The sequence below is a fragment of the Paractinoplanes durhamensis genome (assembly GCF_016862175.1).
GTDB classification, from domain to species: domain Bacteria; phylum Actinomycetota; class Actinomycetes; order Mycobacteriales; family Micromonosporaceae; genus Actinoplanes; species Actinoplanes durhamensis.
The window spans coordinates 85099-103539 of sequence record NZ_BOML01000013.1 but is presented as its reverse complement, the minus strand read 5'-3'; the positions used below and the strand labels follow the sequence as shown (position 1 = coordinate 103539).

At 72.3% G+C, this 18441-nt stretch carries 21 protein-coding genes and 1 pseudogene; 7 read left to right on the top strand and 15 right to left on the bottom strand.

Features of this window, described 5'->3' with window-relative positions; all coding sequences use genetic code 11:
• Window positions 1–273: 273 nt before the first annotated feature.
• The 3 genes and pseudogenes from recQ to Adu01nite_RS07200 form a co-directional block, all read right to left on the bottom strand.
• Window positions 274–2067 (bottom strand): annotated as a pseudogene (gene recQ / locus Adu01nite_RS07205) (DNA helicase RecQ); the annotation flags it as partial.
• Window positions 2068–2145: 78 nt separating this feature from the next.
• On the bottom strand, window positions 2146–2280 hold the full coding sequence (locus tag Adu01nite_RS48395; RefSeq protein ID WP_275414621.1) for a hypothetical protein: 135 nt from the start codon (window positions 2278–2280) through the stop codon (window positions 2146–2148).
• A 64-nt stretch (window positions 2281–2344) separates the two neighbouring features.
• Complete coding sequence (locus Adu01nite_RS07200) at window positions 2345–2986, bottom strand: GTP cyclohydrolase II (RefSeq protein ID WP_203725739.1); 642 nt, start codon at window positions 2984–2986, stop codon at window positions 2345–2347.
• Between the two features lie 164 nt (window positions 2987–3150).
• Between Adu01nite_RS07200 and Adu01nite_RS07195 the strand changes: the two genes are divergently transcribed.
• A complete protein-coding gene (locus Adu01nite_RS07195) occupies window positions 3151–3840 on the top strand; it encodes a RibD family protein (RefSeq protein WP_203725738.1) in 690 nt (229 codons plus the stop codon).
• Between the two features lie 18 nt (window positions 3841–3858).
• Here Adu01nite_RS07195 and Adu01nite_RS07190 read toward each other — a convergent pair whose 3' ends face one another.
• The 5 genes from Adu01nite_RS07190 to Adu01nite_RS07170 are packed head-to-tail and all read right to left on the bottom strand — an operon-like array spanning window position 3859 to window position 8183.
• A complete protein-coding gene (locus Adu01nite_RS07190; RefSeq protein ID WP_203725737.1) occupies window positions 3859–4893 on the bottom strand; it encodes a lysylphosphatidylglycerol synthase transmembrane domain-containing protein in 1035 nt (344 codons plus the stop codon).
• A 60-nt stretch (window positions 4894–4953) separates the two neighbouring features.
• Window positions 4954–5721: a class I SAM-dependent methyltransferase gene (locus tag Adu01nite_RS07185; RefSeq protein ID WP_203725736.1), complete on the bottom strand. Its 768-nt coding sequence runs from the start codon at window positions 5719–5721 to the stop codon at window positions 4954–4956.
• Between the two features lie 52 nt (window positions 5722–5773).
• Complete coding sequence (locus Adu01nite_RS07180) at window positions 5774–6808, bottom strand: glycosyltransferase family 4 protein (protein ID WP_203725735.1); 1035 nt, start codon at window positions 6806–6808, stop codon at window positions 5774–5776.
• Window positions 6805–7203 (bottom strand): 6-pyruvoyl trahydropterin synthase family protein, encoded by a 399-nt coding sequence (locus tag Adu01nite_RS07175; RefSeq protein WP_203725734.1) that lies wholly within the window; start codon window positions 7201–7203, stop codon window positions 6805–6807. Before Adu01nite_RS07175 ends, Adu01nite_RS07180 begins: the two co-directional genes overlap by 4 nt.
• Before the next feature lie 5 nt (window positions 7204–7208).
• On the bottom strand, window positions 7209–8183 hold the full coding sequence (locus Adu01nite_RS07170) for a zinc-dependent alcohol dehydrogenase (protein ID WP_203725733.1): 975 nt from the start codon (window positions 8181–8183) through the stop codon (window positions 7209–7211).
• 97 nt (window positions 8184–8280) lie between these two features.
• Here Adu01nite_RS07170 and Adu01nite_RS07165 point away from each other — a divergent pair, with 97 nt between their 5' ends.
• The gene (locus Adu01nite_RS07165) at window positions 8281–9048 is read left to right on the top strand and encodes a CDP-alcohol phosphatidyltransferase family protein (RefSeq protein WP_239132201.1); all 768 of its coding nucleotides are present in this window, start codon (window positions 8281–8283) and stop codon (window positions 9046–9048) included.
• An 83-nt stretch (window positions 9049–9131) separates the two neighbouring features.
• Here Adu01nite_RS07165 and Adu01nite_RS07160 read toward each other — a convergent pair whose 3' ends face one another.
• On the bottom strand, window positions 9132–10016 hold the full coding sequence (locus Adu01nite_RS07160; RefSeq protein WP_203725732.1) for an ABC transporter substrate-binding protein: 885 nt from the start codon (window positions 10014–10016) through the stop codon (window positions 9132–9134).
• A 236-nt stretch (window positions 10017–10252) separates the two neighbouring features.
• On the opposite strand from Adu01nite_RS07160, the gene Adu01nite_RS07155 reads away from it, so the two are divergent.
• On the top strand, window positions 10253–10870 hold the full coding sequence (locus Adu01nite_RS07155; RefSeq protein WP_203725731.1) for an HAAS signaling domain-containing protein: 618 nt from the start codon (window positions 10253–10255) through the stop codon (window positions 10868–10870).
• Here Adu01nite_RS07155 and Adu01nite_RS07150 read toward each other — a convergent pair.
• Entirely contained in the window at window positions 10867–11727 is an 861-nt protein-coding gene (locus Adu01nite_RS07150) for an alpha/beta fold hydrolase (protein ID WP_239132200.1), read from the bottom strand. The two genes, Adu01nite_RS07155 and Adu01nite_RS07150, sit on opposite strands and share 4 nt — an antisense overlap.
• Window positions 11728–11966: 239 nt before the next feature.
• Here Adu01nite_RS07150 and Adu01nite_RS07145 point away from each other — a divergent pair, with 239 nt between their 5' ends.
• Window positions 11967–12176 carry a hypothetical protein gene (locus Adu01nite_RS07145; protein ID WP_203725729.1) on the top strand — a complete coding sequence of 70 codons (210 nt, stop codon included), beginning with the start codon at window positions 11967–11969 and terminating at the stop codon, window positions 12174–12176.
• Here the strand turns inward: Adu01nite_RS07145 and Adu01nite_RS07140 are convergent.
• Window positions 12151–12510, bottom strand: coding sequence for a hypothetical protein (locus Adu01nite_RS07140; protein ID WP_203725728.1), 360 nt, complete (start codon window positions 12508–12510; stop codon window positions 12151–12153). The genes Adu01nite_RS07145 and Adu01nite_RS07140 overlap by 26 nt on opposite strands.
• A gap of 57 nt (window positions 12511–12567) precedes the next feature.
• Entirely contained in the window at window positions 12568–13341 is a 774-nt protein-coding gene (locus Adu01nite_RS07135) for an alpha/beta hydrolase (protein ID WP_203725727.1), read from the bottom strand.
• A 52-nt stretch (window positions 13342–13393) separates the two neighbouring features.
• Here Adu01nite_RS07135 and Adu01nite_RS07130 point away from each other — a divergent pair, with 52 nt between their 5' ends.
• The 3 genes from Adu01nite_RS07130 (at window position 13394) to Adu01nite_RS07120 (ending at window position 15430) form a co-directional block, all read left to right on the top strand.
• A complete protein-coding gene (locus Adu01nite_RS07130; RefSeq protein ID WP_203725726.1) occupies window positions 13394–14137 on the top strand; it encodes an alpha/beta hydrolase family protein in 744 nt (247 codons plus the stop codon).
• Window positions 14138–14234: 97 nt separating this feature from the next.
• Window positions 14235–14504: a hypothetical protein gene (locus Adu01nite_RS07125; protein ID WP_239132199.1), complete on the top strand. Its 270-nt coding sequence runs from the start codon at window positions 14235–14237 to the stop codon at window positions 14502–14504.
• Window positions 14505–14584: 80 nt separating this feature from the next.
• A complete protein-coding gene (locus Adu01nite_RS07120; RefSeq protein ID WP_203725725.1) occupies window positions 14585–15430 on the top strand; it encodes an inositol monophosphatase family protein in 846 nt (281 codons plus the stop codon).
• Between the two features lie 36 nt (window positions 15431–15466).
• On the opposite strand, the gene Adu01nite_RS07115 is transcribed toward Adu01nite_RS07120, so the two are convergent.
• Genes Adu01nite_RS07115 through Adu01nite_RS07105 form a run of 3 tightly spaced genes read right to left on the bottom strand, consistent with a single transcriptional unit; the run spans window position 15467 to window position 18428 of the window.
• Window positions 15467–16147: a double zinc ribbon and FHA domain-containing protein gene (locus Adu01nite_RS07115; RefSeq protein WP_203725724.1), complete on the bottom strand. Its 681-nt coding sequence runs from the start codon at window positions 16145–16147 to the stop codon at window positions 15467–15469.
• On the bottom strand, window positions 16144–17409 hold the full coding sequence (locus Adu01nite_RS07110; protein ID WP_203725723.1) for a vWA domain-containing protein: 1266 nt from the start codon (window positions 17407–17409) through the stop codon (window positions 16144–16146). The genes Adu01nite_RS07115 and Adu01nite_RS07110 overlap by 4 nt, the downstream gene beginning before the upstream one ends.
• Window positions 17410–17411: 2 nt before the next feature.
• Complete coding sequence (locus Adu01nite_RS07105) at window positions 17412–18428, bottom strand: protein phosphatase 2C domain-containing protein (RefSeq protein WP_203725722.1); 1017 nt, start codon at window positions 18426–18428, stop codon at window positions 17412–17414.
• Window positions 18429–18441 lie beyond the last annotated feature (13 nt).

The following is an 18441-nucleotide window of genomic DNA, read 5'->3' as shown; positions in this document are numbered from 1 at the left end:
GATCAGCGGCGGCGGCTCGGCGGCGCCCCGCTGCACCGGCGGCAGCGTGGCCGTGGCCGGCGCCGGGGAGGCAGCGGGCTTCGCCGCAGCACCCCCGCCGGCGACCGGGCGCGAGCTTCCGGCCCTGGTCGCGCCAGTGTCCGAAGCGCCTGGGCCCGAAGCGCCTGGGCCCGAAGCGCCTGGGCCCGAAGCGCCTGGGCTCGAAGCGCCAGTGCCCGAAGCGCCAGGGCTCGGCGCGGCCGGTGCTGCTGGGCCGGCGCCCTGGAAGAGGTCCAGGACCTGCTGGCCGAACTTCGTCAGCTTGCCCTGGCCGACGCCGCTGATCGTGCCCAGCTGGGCGAGGGTCGTCGGCTTCAGGGCGGCGATCGCGCGCAACGTCGCGTCGTGGAAGATGACGTAGGCGGGGACGCCCTGCTCCTTGGCCGTCGCCGCCCGCCATGCCCGCAACCGCTCGAAGTCGGGGCCCGCCTCGGCGGGGAAGTCGGGAGCGGCCGCGGCGGGTGACGAGGCGCCGCCGCGGGCGCGCGGGGCGCGGGTCTTCTGCTGCGGGGCCTCCCGTCGCATCATCACCTTGACCTCGCCGCGCAGCACGTCGGAGCTGGTGTCGGTGAGGACCAGGGTGCCGTATTCGCCCTCGACCGCCAGGTAGCCGGCCGCCAGGAGCTGGCGGACCACGCCGCGCCACTCCTGGTCGCGCAGGTCGGTGCCGATGCCGAAGACCTTCAGCTCGTCGTGCCGGAACTGCATGACCTTCTCGGTCTGCTTGCCGACCAGGATGTCGATCGACTGGCCGGCGCCGAACTTCTGGCCGCGCTCGCGCTGCAGGCGCAGCACCGTGGACAGGAGTTTTTGCGCGGCGACGGTGCCGTCCCACGACTCCGGCGGGGTCAGGCAGGTGTCGCAGTTGCCGCAGGCGGTGTCGGCGCGCTGGCCGAAGTAGGCAAGGAGCTGGGCCCGGCGGCAGGAGACCGTCTCGCAGAGGGCGAGCATCGCGTCCAGGTGTTTGGCGGCGTTGCGGCGGTGCGCGGCGTCACCGTCCGAGCTCTCGATCATCTTGCGTTGCTGCACCACGTCCTGGAGGCCGTAGGCCAGCCAGGCGGTGGACGGCGCGCCGTCGCGGCCGGCGCGGCCGGTCTCCTGGTAGTAGCCCTCGACGGACTTGGGCAGGTCGAGGTGGGCGACGAAGCGGACGTCGGGCTTGTCGATGCCCATCCCGAACGCGATCGTGGCCACCATGACCAGGCCCTCCTCGCGGAGGAAGCGGGACTGGTTGGCCGCCCGCACCCGCGAGTCGAGGCCGGCGTGGTAGGGCAGCGCGGGGATGCCGTTCTGACTCAGGAACTCGGCGGTCTTCTCCACCGAGGCCCTCGACAGGCAGTAGATGATGCCGGCGTCGCCGGGGTGCTCGGCGCGCAGCAGGTCGAGGAGCTGGCGGCGGGGTTCGTTCTTGGGGGCGATGCGGTACTGGATGTTCGGCCGGTCGAAGCTCTGGGTGAAGTGCCGGGCGCCGGTCAGCTGCAGCCGGGTCGCGATCTCCTCACGGGTGGCGCTGGTGGCGGTGGCCGTCAGAGCGATGCGCGGCACGTCCGGCCAGCGCTCGTGCAGCATCGACAGGTTCAGGTAGTCGGGGCGGAAGTCGTGCCCCCACTGCGACACACAGTGTGCCTCGTCGATCGCGAAAAGTGAGATCTTGCCGCGGTCGAGCAGTCGCTGGGTGTTGGGGACGCCCAGGCCCTCCGGCGCCACGTAGAGCAGGTCGAGCTCGCCGTTGACGAACTCGGCCTCGACGATCCGCCGCTCCTCCATGTCTTGTGTGGAGTTGAGGAAGTTGGCCCGCACGCCGGCCGTGCGCAGCGCGTCGACCTGGTCCTGCATGAGGGCGATCAGCGGCGAGATCACCACGCCGGTGCCCGGGCGGACCAGGGCCGGGATCTGGTAACACAGCGACTTGCCACCGCCGGTCGGCATCAGGACCAGGGCGTCGCCGCCCTCGATCACGTGCTCGATGATGTCGCGCTGACTGCCCCGGAAGTCGGGGTAGCCGAACACGCGGTGGAGAACGTCCATGGCGGGGGAGAGGGCCGAAGTCACCCCGCGATAGTAGAGAGTGGGACCGACATTCTGCGGAGGCCTGTGGATAACTCGTCAGGCGAACGAGCGAGTGTGCGGCAGTCCGGCCAGGTCGAAAATCACCCGCACGGTGATCTCGAGCACCAGGACGGCGGACAGCGACAGAACCCGCAGCTCCGGCCCCTCGCACACGACGAGGATGAACGGCACCTGATCGAGTGCCGCCGGCCGGCGCCGCGGGTCGTCGCGGTCGTCACCACATGGTGCCGGACACCTATTCGGCCAGGGGTAGCTCGATCGTGTGCGAGGTGTGCGTGGCCTTGGTCGCCAGATAGCGGACGTTGGCCGGGGACATGTGCACGCCGGTCGGGATCCGCTGGGTCACGTCGATGCCGTATTTCTCCAGCTGGAGCGCTTTGTCCGGATTGTTGGTGAGCAGCCGCACCCGGTCGGCCCCCACCGCGAACAGCATCTGCGCCGCCGCCGCGTAGTCCCGCTCGTCCTCGCCCCGGCCCAGCGCCACGTTCGCCTCGTAGGTGTCCAGCCCCGAGTCCTGCAGCGCATACGCGTCCAGCTTGGCGTACAACCCGATGCCGCGGCCCTCCTGGCGCAGGTAGAGCAGGAAGCCGCCCTGCTCGGCGATCCGCTCCACCGCCTCGCGCAGCTGCGGCCCGCAGTCGCACCGCAGCGACCCGAACACGTCGCCGGTCAGGCACTCGCTGTGCGGACGGACCATCGGCGCCCGGCCGCCGGCCGCCGACTTGGTCAGGGCCCGCTGCCAGTCACCCAGGCCGAGGGCCAGGTGTTCCTGCCCGTCGACCAGCCCGTCGAAGGTCATCACCCGCGCCGGGGTGGTGTATCCATCCGTGAAGCGCAGCGGAACGGTCACCTGCTGGCGCACCGTGGCCTTCATCATCGGTATCGGTCCTCCTCGTTGATTCCCCGCTGATTCGCTATGCCCGCTGTCGAGGTGACCACAACGCAACAGACCGCGAATGTGTCTGTAATCGTCGCCCGGATTATCTTGGACGCAACTGTTTGACTGGGGTGACGGTCGTCGCTCGACTGGAGGCGTCATCGGTGGTTGAGCGTCCTTACACTTTGCTGAGCTGTGGAATGTCCATCGACGGCTACCTCGACGACGCCGCGCAGGACCGCTTGCTGCTGTCCAACGAGGCCGATTTCGACCGCGTCGATGCGGAACGGGCGGGTTGTGACGCGATCCTGGTCGGGTCGAACACGATCCGCCAGGATGATCCGCGGCTGATGATCCGGGCCGAGTCGCGGGTGTCCGCCCGGGTCGCGCGGGGCGAGGCACCGCACCCGCTGAAGGTCACCGTGACCGGCAGCTGCGACATCGACCCGGCCGCCCGGTTCTTCACCCTCGGTGACGCCGAGAAGCTCGTCTACTGCGCGTCCGCCCGGGTCGGCGACGCCCGCGAGCGGCTCGGCAAGGTCGCCACCGTGGTCGACGGCGGTGATCCGGTCGACCTGCACCGGGTGACCGCCGACCTGGCCGCGCGCGGCGTGCGGCGGCTCATGGTCGAGGGCGGCGGCTCGATGCACACCCAGTTCCTCACGGCCGGCCTGGCCGACGAGTTGCAGCTGGTGGTGGCGCCGTTCTTCGTGGGCGACTCGCGCGCGCCGCGGTTCGTCAGCGACGGCGACTTCCCGTGGGGACCGGCCCACCGGGCGAGGCTGGCCGGGGTGCGGCAGATCGGCGACGTCGTACTGCTGCGGTACGCCCTCTCCGAGAAGTTCGAAGACTAAGGATGATGACACCAGGGATCACGCGCCGGTGCGGGCGAGCTGGCGGTGCTCACGCTGGGTGGCGTAACCGACGGCCGGGGACACCGGCGCGACCGCCCGGACCGCCGAGGCGGTGGCCACCACCTTGACCCGCGTGACCGCCCGGGTCAGCACCACGATCGCGCCCGGCAGGGCGGCCACGAAGGCGAAGACGCCGTAGACGACGGCGATGGTCAGGCCCTGCGAGGCGCTGAGGCCGGCCGCGCCGAACGCCCACGCGGTGACCGCCTCGCGGGGGCCCCAGCCGCCGATGTTCAGCGGCAGCGACATGGCCAGCAGCGCCAGCAGCATCAGCGGGGTGAGCCGCACCAGGGAGGCGTCCGAACCGGCGGCGCGGGCGGCCACCACGAACGTCGCCAGGTGACCGGCGAGCACGACGGTCGAGGCGAGGGTGATGCCCGGCCAGTTACGGCGGGCCAGCAGGCCGGTACGGATCTCACCCAGCGTGGTCCGCACGGCCGAGGCGACCCGGGAGCCGCCCTGCCGCAGCCGGCGGCAGGCGACCAGAACGAGAACGCCGGCCACGGCGGCGGCGAGGGCGACCGTCGCGGCCACCGCGCCGTGCTTCTGCAGCAGGGTCAGGACCGGCGAGGGGACCGTGACCAGCACCGTCACGCCCACGCCGAGCAGGACGATCTGGCCGGCCGTGCGCTCCAGCACGACCGCGCGGACGCTACGGGCGACATCGCCCTCGTCCCGGCCGTGCTTGACCGCCCGGTCGACGTCGCCGATCACACCGCCCGGCAGGGCCGCGTTGAGGAAGAGCGCCTTGTAGTAGTCGGCGATCGCACCGCGCAGCGAGAGCCGCAGGCCGAGACCGCGGGCGACCAGGCACCAGCGCCACGCACTGAACACGGTGGTGACCACGCCGATCGTGAACGCGGCGGCCAGGGCGGGCCCGTCGATCACCCGCAGTCCGTCGAGGAACGCGCCGGTGCCGAGCCGCCACAGCAGCACAGCGAGGATCGCCGCCCCGCCGAGCAACCGCGCCCATGGCCAGATCGATCGCGTCACTTCGCCGTCCCCCTCTGTTCGCCCGTCTTCCCCTAGTACGCCGGGACGGACCGAAAGGGTTCAGCTAAAGATCGCTAAAAGATCGACATGTCCGACCGTGGCCCGCGGCAGCTCCTCGAGCCGGGCCCGCAGATAGTCGTCGAGCCGCAGGTCAGGGCTCTGTTCGGCGGCCGCGCCGACCCATCCGCGCAGCCATTCGGCGGTCAGGTCGGGCAGGTCCGGGCCGAGCTGCCATGCACTCGACCGGGTGATCACCGTCGCACCGGCCTTCTCGAACGCGGCCCGCGCGGCGGCCGGCGCGTCCGGCCCGAGCAGCCGGCGCCCGCCGACGGTCCGGCGCTGATGCTCGTTGAAGGCCGCTTCGACCGTTTCGTCCTCCGGCCGGGCCGGGTCGAACGTGACCTCCCCGGCCACCGACAGCGTGAACAGCGCCGGCGTCGCCGAGGCCGCACACACCGCCGCGAGATCCTCGACCTCCTCGACGGTCAGCAGATCGAGCAGCGCCGAGCAGGTGACCAGGTCGGCGTCCGCCAGGTCGGCGGCGGTCAGCTGGGTGACGTCGCCGAGCGCGGTCCGGACCGTCACCCCGTCGAACGGCATGTTGGCGGCCGCGTGCTCGAGCAGCGCCGGATCGAGGTCGGCCATCACCCAGTGCTGCGGGGTGGGCAGTTGCGGCGCGAGCCAGCGGCCGAGCGACCCGGTCCCGCACCCGAGGTCGCGAATGGTCCGAATAGTCCCCGGCAGCATCCCGACCAGGTCGGCGGCGCGGGCGGCGGCGTCGGCGGGTTCACGAAGCCCCAGCCAGGTCGAGCTGAACTCTCCAGTCATGCGGTGCCCTCCTCAGGCGCGATGCGGGTCGCGATGCGGGTCGCGATGCGGGTCATGCGTCGAGCACGGCGCAGATGCGGCGTGCGGTACCGGCCCAGATGGGCAGCGTCTCGCGGCGGGCCCGGGCCGAGGCGCGCAGCTGCTCGCGCAGCTCCGGCTCGGTGAGCCAGCGGCGCAGGGCGCCGGCCAGCGCCACCGGGTCGTCCGGGGGGATCAGCAGGCCGGGGCGGGTGCCGTCGGGGGCGAGGCCGAGGGCCTCGGACACCCCGCCGACGTCGGTGGCGAGCACCGGCAGGGCGCGGGCGAGGGCTTCGGTGACCACCATGCCGTACGTCTCGGCGCGCGACGGAAGCACGAAGAGATCCGCGTCGGCGTACGCCGAGGACAGGTCGGCGCCCGCCTTCGGGCCGGTGAAGTGGATGTTCGCGCTGGTGTGCGGGACCGGCCGGACCAGGGCGCCGACGCACGTGCAGCGCCAGGTCAGGTCGGCGAGGTCGCGTTCCAGGGCGGTGACCAGCCGGTCCTGTCCTTTACGGGGAGTGACCGACGCGACGCAGAGCAGCCGGTGCCCGTCCGGGGTCGGTGCCGCCGGGGGAGCGGGTTCGACGCCCGGCACGGCCGCCGCGACATCCCGCAGGTCGTGCATCTCGGCGAGCTGCCGGGCCGCGGTCTCGCTGGTGGCGATCACCGCCGAGGCGAGGTGCAGCGCCGCCCGCTCCTTGGCGCGCAGCCGGTCGGCCTCGTCCGCGCGCAGTCCGGTCTCGTCGCTGAGCGGCAGGTGGACCAGCACGATCAGGCGCAGCCGCCGGTGGTGCGGTTCGAGAATGTCCGGCACCCCGCAGGCGACGAGCCCGTCGATCAGCACATCGGACTTGTCCGGAATGTCGCCGAGGGCCCGGCTCAGGGCCGTCCGCGCGGGCCCGGCCGGAGCCGGCCAGGACCCGCCGACGGCGATCTCGTGCACGTCACGCGCCGCGACCCCGCCGGCCAGCAGGGTCAGGATCGTACGGTCGTAGCGGTTGCCGCCGCTGGGGGCGGCCGGGTCGTCGATGCCGCCCGGCAGCACCGCCCAGAGCGGCCGTGTCACAGAGTGCGCTCGTAACTCGCCCACGCCACGTGGGACTCGTGCAGGGTCACCGAGATGCCGGTCAGGCCGGATGCGCCCGCGCCCAGGCCGCCGGACGTGACCTTGTCGGCCAGGCGGTCGGCGATCACCTTGGCCAGGAACTCGGTCGACGTGTTGATGCCCTTGAAGGCGGCCTCGTCGTCGAGGTTGCGGTAGCTCAGGCCGGAGCAGATGGTGCGCAGCTCCTCCAGGGCCAGGCCGATGTCCACCACGATGTTGTCGTCGTCCAGCTCGGGGCGGCGGAAGGTGGCGTCCACCACGAACGTGGCGCCGTGCAGTTTCTGCGCCGGGCCGAAGACCTCGCCGGTGAAGCTGTGGGCGACCATGATGTGGTCGCGGACGGTGACGCTGAACAAGGGGGCTACTCCTCGGGGTAGTCGATCACGTGGCAGAGGGCCGGAAGGCTACCGTCCGCGAGGCGGGGCAGCACCTCCGGAAGATCATGGAACGGCGATCGTCCGGTGATCAATGTCTCGAACGCCGGGTTCTCCAGCAGTTCCAGCGACAGGGCCAGCCGGTCCGCGTACGTGCGGCGGCGCCCGGGGACGATGTTCCCCACCTGGCTGCTGCGAATCTTCAGCCGGCGGACGTGGAAGAACTCGCCGAGCGGCACGGTGACCTGCTTGTCGCCGTACCAGCTGAGCTCGACCACGGTGCCCTCGTCGGCGAGCAGTTCCAGCGAGCGGGTCAGGCCGGCCGAGGTGGCGCTGGCGTGGATCACGATGTCGCAGTCGCCGAGCGCGTCGTCCGGGTGGGCGAAGGACGCCCCGAGGGACGCGGCGATCGGTGCGCGCGTGGAATCCACGTCGACGAGCTGAACGCGTACGCCCGGAATTGTCGTCGCGATCGCGGCGACCGAACATCCCACCATGCCGCCCCCGACCACCGCGATCCGGTCGCCGATCAGCGGGGCGGCGTCCCAGAGGGCGTTGACCGCGGTCTCCACCGTCCCGGCCAGGACGGCGCGATGGGCGGGCACGCCCGGCGGCACCACGGTGACCGCGGAGGCCGGCACGACAAATCGGGTCTGATGCGGGTAGAGGGAGAAAACGGTCTTCCCGAGGAGATCGTCCGGGCCGGCCTCGACGACACCGACGTTGAGGTAGCCGTACTTGAGCGGGCCCGGGAAATCGCCCTCCTGGAACGGTGCCCGCATGACCGGCCACTGGCTCTCCGGGACCCGGCCGGTGAAGACCAGCGTCTCCGTGCCCCGGCTCACGCCGGTGTGCAGAGTGCGGACCAGAACCTCGTCGCGACCCTTCACCGGCAGCGTCGAGCTGCGGATCTCCCCCTTCCCGGGGGAGGCGAGCCAGAACGCCCGGGCGTCACCCGACATGGGCTGTCTCCTCAACTGCTGAACCGAAAGCCGCCGCTCGTCGTGTTAACCCCTGACAGCGGCAACCATACGCAGCCGATCTTGCACTGGAGGCACGGTGACACTCGCAGCGACCCCGTCGGCGCCCCCGCGCGGCCCGATGACCGGCCTGGCCGCCCAGCTTCTCCTGCTGGCCGCCCTCGCCGTTACGCTCGGGCTCACCCCGGCCGGCCTGGCCGCCGGCGTCATCTACGGTCTGGTGCTCTGCATTCTGCTCGCGGCCGGCCTGAGCCGGGCCGGGATGGTCCGGATGGGCCCGGCGAACGTGGTCACGTTCAGCCGCGCGATCCTGGTCGGCGGGGTGACCGCCCTGGTGGTCACGTCGTTCTCGCACCCGATCTCGATCCCGGCCCTGGTCGCGATCGCCGGCGTCGCCCTCGCCCTGGACGGGGTGGACGGCCAGGTGGCCCGCCGCACCGGCAACACCACGGTGCTGGGTGCCCGGTTCGACATGGAGATCGACGCGTTCCTGATCCTGGTGCTCAGCGTCTACGCCGGCGACCGGTTCGGCTGGTGGACGGTGGCGCTCGGCGCCTACCGCTACGTGTTCGTGGCGGCCTCGTGGGCGGCGCCCTGGCTGAACGCGGCCCTGCCGCACCGCTTCTCCCGCAAGGTCGTGGCCGCGCTGCAGGGCATCGTGCTCGCGCTGGTCACCGCGAACCTGCTCCCGCACTACCTGGCCTTCGCCGCCCTGGTCGCCGCGCTCGCGTCGCTGACCTGGTCGTTCGGCCGGGACACGCTCTGGCTGTACCGGGCGTCGCGGGTCCGCGCCGCCGCCCGCGAGCGCTGGTCGGCCACCCCGCCGCAGCCCGTTCTCGCAGCCTGACGCACTAGTCGGCCGGCCGACCCACCCTCCGCCGCCGCGGGGCCTGGGCCGACGAGGTCGCCCGGTTCAGCTTCTGAGGGTTGCTACGCGATCCGGGCGATCGTGTCCGGCGGCGGGGCCGGGACCGCGGACGGGTGGAAGATCGCGGCCAGGGCCTCGACACCGGCGATCAGGCGCGGGCCGGGGCGCACGATCAGGGCGTCGCCGTCGATCGCCCAGACCTGGGCGCCCGGGAAGTGCGGCACGACCGCGGCCGCCTGTTCGGCGGCGCCGGCGAGGTGGAAACCGCAAGGGGTGACCACGACGAACTCCGGGGCGGGGGCGGCCAGGTCCTCGTACGCCATCGGAACGGAGCGTTCGCCCGCGCGATGCGCAACCGGCTCGCCGCCCGCCGCTTTCACCAGGTCGGGCACCCAGTGCCCGGCGGTGAACGGCGGATCCACCCACTCGACCACAGCGACCCGGGGACGCCGGCGGCCGGCCACGGCCGACGCCACCGCATCCAGCCGGTGCCGCAGCGCCGCGACGAGGCCGGCGGCCCGGTCCGGCACGCCGGCTGCCACCCCCACCTGCACGAACGTGTCGAGCACCGCATCCAGCGAGTAGGGGTCGAGCGACAGCACGTCGGCCCGGCAGCCCAGATGTTCCAGGGCCGCATCGACGTGGTCGGAGGGCAGCGCGCAGACCCGGCAGAGGTCCTGGGTGAGGATCAGCTCGGGGTTCAGACCGGCGAGTGCGTTCGCGTGCAGCGTGTAGAGGTCGCCGCCCGCGGACATCTGCTCCTTGACGTACGCGTCGATCTCGGCGGGGGACATGCCGCTGGTGTCGCGGCCGCCGACGACCACCGTCTTCTCGGTGCGGGCCTGCGGCGGCTCGTCGCACTCGAAGGTCACCCCGACCAGGTCGTCGCCCAGGCCCAGCGCATAGACGATCTCGGTCGCGGACGGCAGCAGGGAGACCAGGCGCATGCCTCCATCCTGCCCCGGGCCCGTCGGGACCCTGACGGCGACCGCGGCCCCCACCGCGATCGCCGTCCTGCCCTTCCCTTACGGCCGGAGAACGTCGGCCGGGGTCTGCGGATCATGAGGGGAATCGGCCGAAAGTTGCAGATCGGGTCCCGGATTCCGTCCGGGGACGGATGTGCCGGGCATCGCCGGGCGCAGATGCTGTTGCCTACCCGCCGGACCAGCATGGGGGAGCAAACATGACCACGGCACCGCTCGCGCACACCGACGTGATCGTCCTGGACTACCTGGCCGCGCTGTGGGCGCAGAGCGAGGATCTGTCACCCGAGCAGCGCGACTCGCTGATGAGCACGGTGGCCGACTACATCGCCGCCCGCCGGGTGGCGGCCGTCGACCCCCTGGAGGACGCGGCGGCCATCGTCCGGCGGTTAGGGCCACCCGAGGACCTGGTGGCGGCGATGCGGCGAGGTGCGCTTCCCCCGCACGTACGCCTTCCGGCGCTGGTCCTGCCGCCCCCGCCGGCCCCGCCCGTGCCGCCCGCGCGCAGCGGTCCCGGCGGCGCCGAGTATGCCGCGGTCGGGATGCTGACCGCGGGCGCGTTCGTGCTGCCGGCCGTCGCGCCGGTCGCCGGGATGCTGCTGGCCACCGCGTCGCCGCACTGGACGCCGGCGCAGAAGGTGACCGGCTGGGCGCTCACCGCCGGGACGGTGGCCGGTGGTTTCGTGCTGACCGTGCTGTTCACCGCGATGCCGTTCAGCAGCCCGTTCGAGCTGGTCCTGATCTACATGGCGATGTGCTTCGGGTCGATCGCCGCGGGTGCCGTGCTCCTGGCCGGCCTGCGCAACAAGCCCGCCTAGGCGGGCTGGCGGCCGCGGGCCGCGTGGCCGATGATCTCGTCGATCACCTGCTGCCACACGGCCAGGGGTGGGAACTCGTGGCCGACGCCCTCCAGCCAGACGATCCGGGCGCCGGGGATCTCGGCGGCCAGGGCGTGCGCGTGCTCGGGCGGGAACATCGGGTCGAGCGTGCCGTGCAGGATCAGGGTGGGCGCGCTGATGCTGGACATCGGCTGCCGCGGCGGCGGGCCGGTCGGGCAGCACCAGTGGTTGAGCTGGGTGGCGGCCATGTCGGCGGTGCGGTCGAAGATCCGTTCGGCCAGCCGGCGCAGGTGTGCGTCGTCGGCCGTGAACGGGCCGCCCAGCTCCTTGGTCGCCCGGATCATCCGGTTGACGGCGGATTTGCGGTTCGTCCAATCCGGCCCTTCCGGCTTCTCGCTGAGGGCGGGCGAGTCCGGTGCCTCCTCGGTGCCGTCGTCCGGTGAGTCGGCGAGGGTCGTCGACATCAGGGTCAGCGACAGCACCCGGTGCGGGCGTTCGACGGCGATCCGCTGCGCCAGGGCGCCACCCATCGACAAACCCACCACATGCGCCTTGTGTACGCCGATGGCGTCGAGCACGCCGAGCGCGTCGTGGGCCAGGTCCACACCGGAATACGGTGGGGAGCCGGGCGGGAACGACGTGGACCGCCCGGTGTCGCGATGGTCGTAGCGGATGACGTGCCGGCCGCCCGCGGCCAGGCGGCGGCAGAACTCGTCCTCCCACCAGTCCATCGAGCTTGCCCCGCCTGCGATGAGCAGCAGGGCGGGATCCGTCGGCTCGCCGAAGGTCTCGACACACAGTTCGATACCGTTTACCGGCAGGGTCTCCGCCACCATCGACCCATTCTCGTGCATCACAGTTCACAGCCGGGTTAAAACTCGATCACCGCCACGTACGGGATGCTTGCGATTTCCTTAACCGGTTGGCACCGAACTGCTTAGATACGCACGTGATTCCCGACATTTCGGAATATTCGCTTATGCGTACGGAGCAGGATGCGCCTTTCGAGGGCGTACCCGTACCCGGGCTTGAGGCTTGGTTCTTTCATCGCTCCGAAGGAGCGCGGACCGCGACCGTGGGCTGCTACTACCTCGGTGGCGAGGAGATCCTGCGGGCCTGGGGCTACGCCGACGAGGAGCACTGCCGGCACAACGCCGTGCGCGACGGCAGCGGCTGGCATCCGCCGCAGCACGGCTGCCCCGATGTGGAGCTGATCCGGGACGGCCAGGCCGCCGTCGTCGGCCTGGCCGTCCGGGCGCCTAACGGGGAATGGGTGCGGGCGTGACCGCCCTCTGTCGCACGACGCGTAGCGACACCGCGGTCAGGCCGATGGCGATCACGAAGAGTGTCAGGTGCAGGTAGGGGTTCGCGATCGGTACGAACCCGATGATCGCGACCGGGATCTGCACGACCGCGATCAGCGCGGCCAGCCACCACCGGTTGCCGCCGCTCCACAGCAGCGCCGTCCAGACCGGAGCGGACGCCACGAGCAGGGTAAGTGCATCCAGGACGGCATGCAGCGAGGTGCTGTGGACATTGTTGTGGGCGAATGCCTGGGCGGGCGAGGCGATCCAGAGGGCCGCGACAAGGGCGGCGACGAGGACAGCGGCACGACGCATGGGATCCTCCAGCGTGAGTTGACCGTTGCTCTGGGTGACTACGGTACGGAACGGGCGTCAGCGCCGTAAAGCCCCGCCGACGAAGTCGAACGCATTCGGCACACACCGCGACCAGTAGCCGAAGTTGTGCCGGCCGTCGGCGTAGCCACCCGCGGCCGGCTTCTCCGGCAGCTGCTTCTCCAGCGCGCGCACGTTGTAGTAGAGGCTGTCCTGCTTGCCGCACCACAGGCCGACCGGCGTGCCGCGGAGCAGCGCGGCCGCGCCGGTCACGTCGTCGCCCGGGCGCACGGCGGGGGAGAAGGCGGCGACCGCGCGGACGAACCCCGGGTACGCCTCGGCCAGCAGCAGGGCTCCGTAGCCGCCCATCGACCAGCCCCAGGCCGCCATCCGGTCGGTGTCGTAGCCGAGCTTGCGGCACCAGGCCGGGATCTCCTCGTGCACCATCCGCTGCGGGTCGTCGCCGCCGGACGGCTGCCACGCCAGGCGGTCGCCCTCCGCGCCGACCAGCACGAACGGGGGCGCTCCCCGGCGTACCGCATCGGTCAGGAACCGGCCGAGGCCGAGCGCGGCGAAGTCCGCCGGTCGTTTGCTGCCACCGTGCAGGATCAGGCAGACCGGCAGGCCGTGCCCGTTGCCGTGGCCGTACGGAACGGCCGTGTAGACGTCGACCGTCCTGCCCCGGGCGGCCGACGGGAGGTGCAACAGGCGCTGCTCGCCGGCCGGGGCTGCCGGGATCACCAGCTGCTCCTCGGCCAAACGGCGGCGGTACCCGGCCACCGTGGCGAACGTGGCCACCGCTGCGCCGGCGCCGAGCAATATTCGTCGTCTCATCGCCCCCACAACGGCGATATGTCCGTTGGCGTGACGTTTCTACGCTGACCGCATGCGCAGGCTGGGGGCAATCGTCGTGCTGTTGGCGTTGCTTGCCGGTTGCGGTGCCGACGTCGCCCGTGCCGATCCGAAACCCCGGGTGATCACCCTGGTCATGCATCTCGCGCGGCGCGCCGACCGGCCCCTCGACACCACGATCTGGGCCCGCGACGGGCTGACCGGAAAACACCCGGTCGTGTTGTTCAGCCACGGGCTCGGCGGGCTGCCCGCGCACTTCGCGCCGCTCGCCGCGACGTGGGCGCGGGCCGGGTTCATCGTGGTCGCGCCCACCTACCCGCACACCAGCGCCCGGGTGCCGGTCGACCGCGGCGACATCGCCAATCAGCCCGCCGACGCGATCTACGTGCTGCATGCCGTGGAGCGCGCCGATCCACGTCTCGACGCCGGGCGGGTGGCGGTGGTCGGGTTCTCGGCCGGTGGCACCACGACGCTGGGCATGCTGCGGGCCGGGCACGACCCCGGGATCCGGGCGGCGGTGTCGGTGGCCGGTCGGCGTCCGCCGTGGGCGTTCGGCGGCGCCGAGGTGCCGGTGCTCTTCGTGCACGGCGATCACGACCGGACGGTTCCGGCGCGGGCCGGGCAGGAGGCGTACGCCGCCCTGCCGTGGCCGAAGAGCTTCGTGACCGTGCCCGGTGGCCGGCACGGCGACTTCCTGAAACCGGGCCGCCCCGGCTATTCGCTGGTCTCCGTCCGAATCCTCACGTTCCTGCAGCGGGAGCTCGGCCCGTCGCTTTAGCCGGGCTTAGGACTTTCACCCAGAGTGGTACTCGGGGCCGGAAGACTCGTCCGCTCGGGCGGGATGCACTGAGAGTGATCTTGCCTAGGCTGCATCGGTGCACTTGACCCACGTAGCGATGGCGGCAGCAGTCACGGTGAGTATCGCCGGTGTTTCTTACGCAGCGTTGAGCCCGGACGAGTTGGAGGCCACCGCGCGCGTCGTGGCGGACCAGGCGTCATGCCGCACCGTCGACGCCGCGATCGTCGCCTTCGTGGGCGCCAACGGCGCGCCGCCCGCGTCGGTCGCCGACCTGGCCGGCTACGTGAAGGGCGACATCACCGCCTACTCGATCGTGGACGGGGTGGCCGCGGGTCCTGGCTGCTGACTGTTCGCGCCGGCGACATCCCGGCGACGCATTCGGAAAGCACGCTGTGCTCACGACACGTCGCGACGGGAGATGCCGACATGCCGGTGCAGCTGGGGCTGAACGTGCAGGATGACCTGGTGGAGACCGATCTTCAGCTGGCCCACCGCGCCGTGCTGACCGGGGCGGCGGTGGCGTTGCCGCACTTCAGCGCCCTGGCCGACCTGCCCAAGGAACTCAAGGCCGACGGTTCGGTGGTCACCGCCGCCGACCGGGCCACCGAGACCGCGATCCGCGACGTGCTCGCCGCGGCCCGCCCGCACGACGCCGTGCTCGGCGAGGAACACGGCGAGAGCTCCGGCCCCGAGGCGTCCCGCCGCTGGATCATCGACCCGATCGACGGGACCGCGCTGTTCGTGCAGGGCGACGACCGCTGGCTGATCCTGCTCGCCCTGGAGGAGGGCGGCGAGATCGTCGTCGGCGTGGCCGCCCACCCCGCGCAGGGCAGCGTGTTCTGGGCGGTGCGCGGCGGTGGCGCCTTCGAGGGCCGCATCGTCGGCGGCCGGGTGGTGGCCGCCACCGAGATCCACGTCGTCCCGGACGGCCCCGACGCGCTGGACGGAGCCCGTTTCGCGGCGGTGCCGGAGACCTGGCGCCCGCACCTGGTGGCCCCGATCGCCGAGGTGACGCCGCAGCTGCCGTGGCCGGTGCACCCCGGCTTGATGGTGGCCCGCGGCGACCTCGACCTGGCGATCCAGACCGGCGGCCAGATCTGGGACTTCGCCGCGACGTCGCTGATCCTGACCGAGGCGGGCGGTTCGTTCAGCGGCCTGAACGGCCGCACCACACCGGGCCCGGGCGCATCCCTGTACGCCCGGAGCGACGCCCTGCGCGTCGCCACCCTCGACGTGCTGGCCGACGCCCGCCACGCCGCGTCCCACGCCTGACCTCACGCCACGCCGACGCCGCGCTTTGCCGAGATGTCAGGCGGTGGGGGCGTGCAGGGTGATGGTCGTCCAGGCGCCTACGTGGACCTCGTCGCCGTCCTTCAGCTGGCGGGTCTGGCCGGCCGACAGCGGCTGCTGCTCCGCACCCACCCACGTGCCGTTGGTCGAGCCCAGGTCGGAGACCAGCCACAGGCCGTCCACGCTCAGCGTCAGCAGGGCGTGGCTGTGCGAGACGCCGGGGTCGGAGTCGGCCAGGTCGATCTCCGGGTTGGTGCCCTTCGAGCTGCTGCGGCGGCCGATCCGGACCTGTGGGGCCGGCAGGTCGACCTGGCGGGACCGGGCGTCGGCCGGGAACTCGACGCCCTCGATCGCGTTCTCCTCGAAATACTTGCGGTCGGCGGCGACGGTGGCGGTCCACCGGCCGGCCGCCGGCGCGGTCACCGGCGGCGGCGTGGTCAGCACCGGGATCTTGCCGGTGCTGTGGTCGTAGCCGCAGTCCTCGCAGAACCGCGACCCGCCCGCCCGCGGCGCCCCGCAGTGCGGGCACGGGGTGCCGGTGGCCGCGGGGGTGGCGGCCGGGGTGGCGGCCGGAGACGGAGAGGCGACCGCACCGGAGGCGGCCGCGGCCGGGGCGGCGCCGCCGATCTTGGCGCCGCACTCGTCGCAGAAGTCGTCGGTGGTGGACGCGTGGCCCTTCGGGCAGGCGTATGTGGTCACTGGCCTCGCCCGACCCGGACCGTCTTCGTCGAGCGGGTGTCCAGGGCCATCTCGTCGGCCGCCTCGACCTTGCGCCGCAGCCGGACCGTGCCGGTCGCCGCGTCCTCGATGTCGACCACGGTGGCCAGCAGCTCCTCGGTCGCCTTGTTGCCGCTGGCGTGGGCCAGCTGGGCGGCCCGGCCGAACTTGATGGTGGCGGTGCGGTCGTCGCCGGCCTTGCGGGCCTCGATGCCGGCCTGGATCGTCTCGGCCAGCTCGGCCTGGCCGGTGTAGTGCGCGACCTGGCGGTTGATCCGGGTCGACAGCGCCGTGTCCTCGGTCCAGACCGCCCGGACCAGGGCCTGCGAGTGCACCGTGTCGCCCTCGACCACCGACACCCGCGCGGCGAGCATCTCGTCGCCGGCCGCGCCCGCGGTCACGTCGATGCAGACGTGGTAGTCGCGGCTCTCGGCGCCCCACGAGCCGAGCGGGTAGCGGGCGGCGCGCGGGCCGTCCTCGACGCGCTTGCCGGTCAGGTCCATCACCTCCGGCTCGACCTGCTTGACGAAGCGGACCGTCGAGTTGACCGGGGTCCAGATCTTCAGTTGCACGTCGGCGCTGGTCTTGCCCATCGCCTTGGTCATCATCTGCTCGAACGCGGCGGCCAGGTCGGCCGGCTTGGCGACGATGTCGACGGTGCCGAGCATCGCCTCGGCGATCTTGCGGAGTTCGGAGACCTTCCAGTTGACGCCGACGCCGCGGCAGTCGCAGGCGAACTTGCCGGCGATCGAGGCGAGGACCTGCTCCAGGTAGCCGACCCGCTCGCCGTTGTCGCCGTCGGTGAGCAGGATGGCGTGCGCGATGTCGCCGGGGCGCAGGGCGAACAGCTGGGCGGCGAGCAGCAGCCAGGCGCCCATCGCGGTGCCGCCGCTGGCCTGCAGCCGGTCGATCGAGCGGATCGCGTCGGCGCGGGTCTGCGGGGAGGAGACGGCGAGCTGGCCGGGGGCCGGGAACAGCTGCTGGGCGGTGCTGACGCCGGCGATGATGGCGAAGTTGACGCCGTCGTCGATGCATTCCACCGCCGTCTTGGCGGCCTGCCGGGCGGCGCTGATCCGGCCCTCGGCCTGCATCGAACCGGAGGCGTCCACGATGATGATCTCGGTGGCGCCGGCGGTGCGGCGGCCGCCCTCGGCGCCGGACGAGGTGACCGTGACGATGGCGTTGACCTCGGACGCGCCCAGCGCGAGGAATTCGTTCTGGAAGGCCTCGGCGGTGTACGGCATTCCTACTCCTTGATGTTGCTGACGGGCGCGAGCGCGATGTTGCTGACGGGCACGAGCGCGACGGTGATGTTGTCGGCGCCGCCGGCGGCGTTGGCGTAGTCGGTCAGACCGCGGGCGGCATCGATCAGAGTGCCGCCCTTGTGCAACTGGTCCCGCACCACCGCCCCGAGTTCGGCCGGATCGGGCAGGTAGTTCCACAGGCCGTCGCTGCACAGGATCAGGTGGCCGGGGCCGATCACGGTGAACGCGCCGGTGCGCGGCGCGACCGGGCCGGCGTCGGCGCCGAGCCACGCGGTGATCGCGTGCGCCTTCGGGTCGCGCATCGCGGCGGCCGGGTCGGCGCCCATCGCGATCGCGTGGGTGGCCCACGAGTCGTCCTCGGTGAGCTGCTCGGCCGGCCCGTCGGCGGGCAGCCAGTAGGCGCGGCTGTCGCCCACCCAGCCGATGTTGATCTCGACGCCGCGGATGGTGGCGGCGACGATCGTGCAGGCCGGGTTGGAGGCGGCCCGGCGCGGGTCGCCGACGCCGGCCAGTTCGGCGACCGCGGCCTTGGCGTCGAGGATGGCCGCCGACACGTCCGGCGACTTGCCGAGGGCGGCGCCGGCCGTGTTCGCGGCGACCTCGGAGGCGACGTCCGGGTCGAACGACGCCGAGACGCCGTCGCAGACGACCACGTCGACGTCGGTGCCGCGGACGGCCAGCCACATGGCGTCCTCGTTGCGGTGGTGCCGCCGGCCCCGGTCGGTGACCGCGGCGGCGATCTCCGCCGAGTCGGCCTCCAGGTGGTCACGGCTGCGGCCGGCCAGCATCCCGCAGTGCTCGCAGTAGCCGTCGGTGCCGACACCCCCGGGCACGCCGCAGTTGGGGCAGGGCGGCTTGGCGGCCAGCGGAGGTTCGCTGAAGGGCTGCTCCAGCGGCACGCCGGGGGTCGCCTCGATCAGGGAACGCCCGCACGCCTCGCAGAACGCCGCGCCGGCGGCCCGTTCGTCGGCGCACGAGGCGCAGTCGGTCATCGTCATCGTGCCTCGTTTC

Excerpts from the sequence above, each read along its gene's own strand:
- Adu01nite_RS07200 (WP_203725739.1), bottom strand. The coding sequence starts at position 2,986 with ATGATGAAGGCCACGGTGCGCCAGCAGGTGACCGTTCCGCTGCGCTTC.
- Adu01nite_RS07185 (WP_203725736.1), bottom strand. The coding sequence starts at position 5,721 with ATGACTGGAGAGTTCAGCTCGACCTGGCTGGGGCTTCGTGAACCCGCC.
- Adu01nite_RS07170 (WP_203725733.1), bottom strand. The coding sequence starts at position 8,183 with ATGTCGGGTGACGCCCGGGCGTTCTGGCTCGCCTCCCCCGGGAAGGGG.
- Adu01nite_RS07160 (WP_203725732.1), bottom strand. The coding sequence starts at position 10,016 with ATGCGCCTGGTCTCCCTGCTGCCGTCCGCGACCGAGATCGTCTATGCG.
- Adu01nite_RS07155 (WP_203725731.1), top strand. The coding sequence starts at position 10,253 with ATGACCACGGCACCGCTCGCGCACACCGACGTGATCGTCCTGGACTAC.
- Adu01nite_RS07150 (WP_239132200.1), bottom strand. The coding sequence starts at position 11,727 with ATGGTGGCGGAGACCCTGCCGGTAAACGGTATCGAACTGTGTGTCGAG.
- Adu01nite_RS07140 (WP_203725728.1), bottom strand. The coding sequence starts at position 12,510 with ATGCGTCGTGCCGCTGTCCTCGTCGCCGCCCTTGTCGCGGCCCTCTGG.
- Adu01nite_RS07135 (WP_203725727.1), bottom strand. The coding sequence starts at position 13,341 with ATGAGACGACGAATATTGCTCGGCGCCGGCGCAGCGGTGGCCACGTTC.
- Adu01nite_RS07130 (WP_203725726.1), top strand. The coding sequence starts at position 13,394 with ATGCGCAGGCTGGGGGCAATCGTCGTGCTGTTGGCGTTGCTTGCCGGT.
- Adu01nite_RS07120 (WP_203725725.1), top strand. The coding sequence starts at position 14,585 with ATGCCGGTGCAGCTGGGGCTGAACGTGCAGGATGACCTGGTGGAGACC.
- Adu01nite_RS07110 (WP_203725723.1), bottom strand. The coding sequence starts at position 17,409 with ATGCCGTACACCGCCGAGGCCTTCCAGAACGAATTCCTCGCGCTGGGC.
- Adu01nite_RS07105 (WP_203725722.1), bottom strand. The coding sequence starts at position 18,428 with ATGACGATGACCGACTGCGCCTCGTGCGCCGACGAACGGGCCGCCGGC.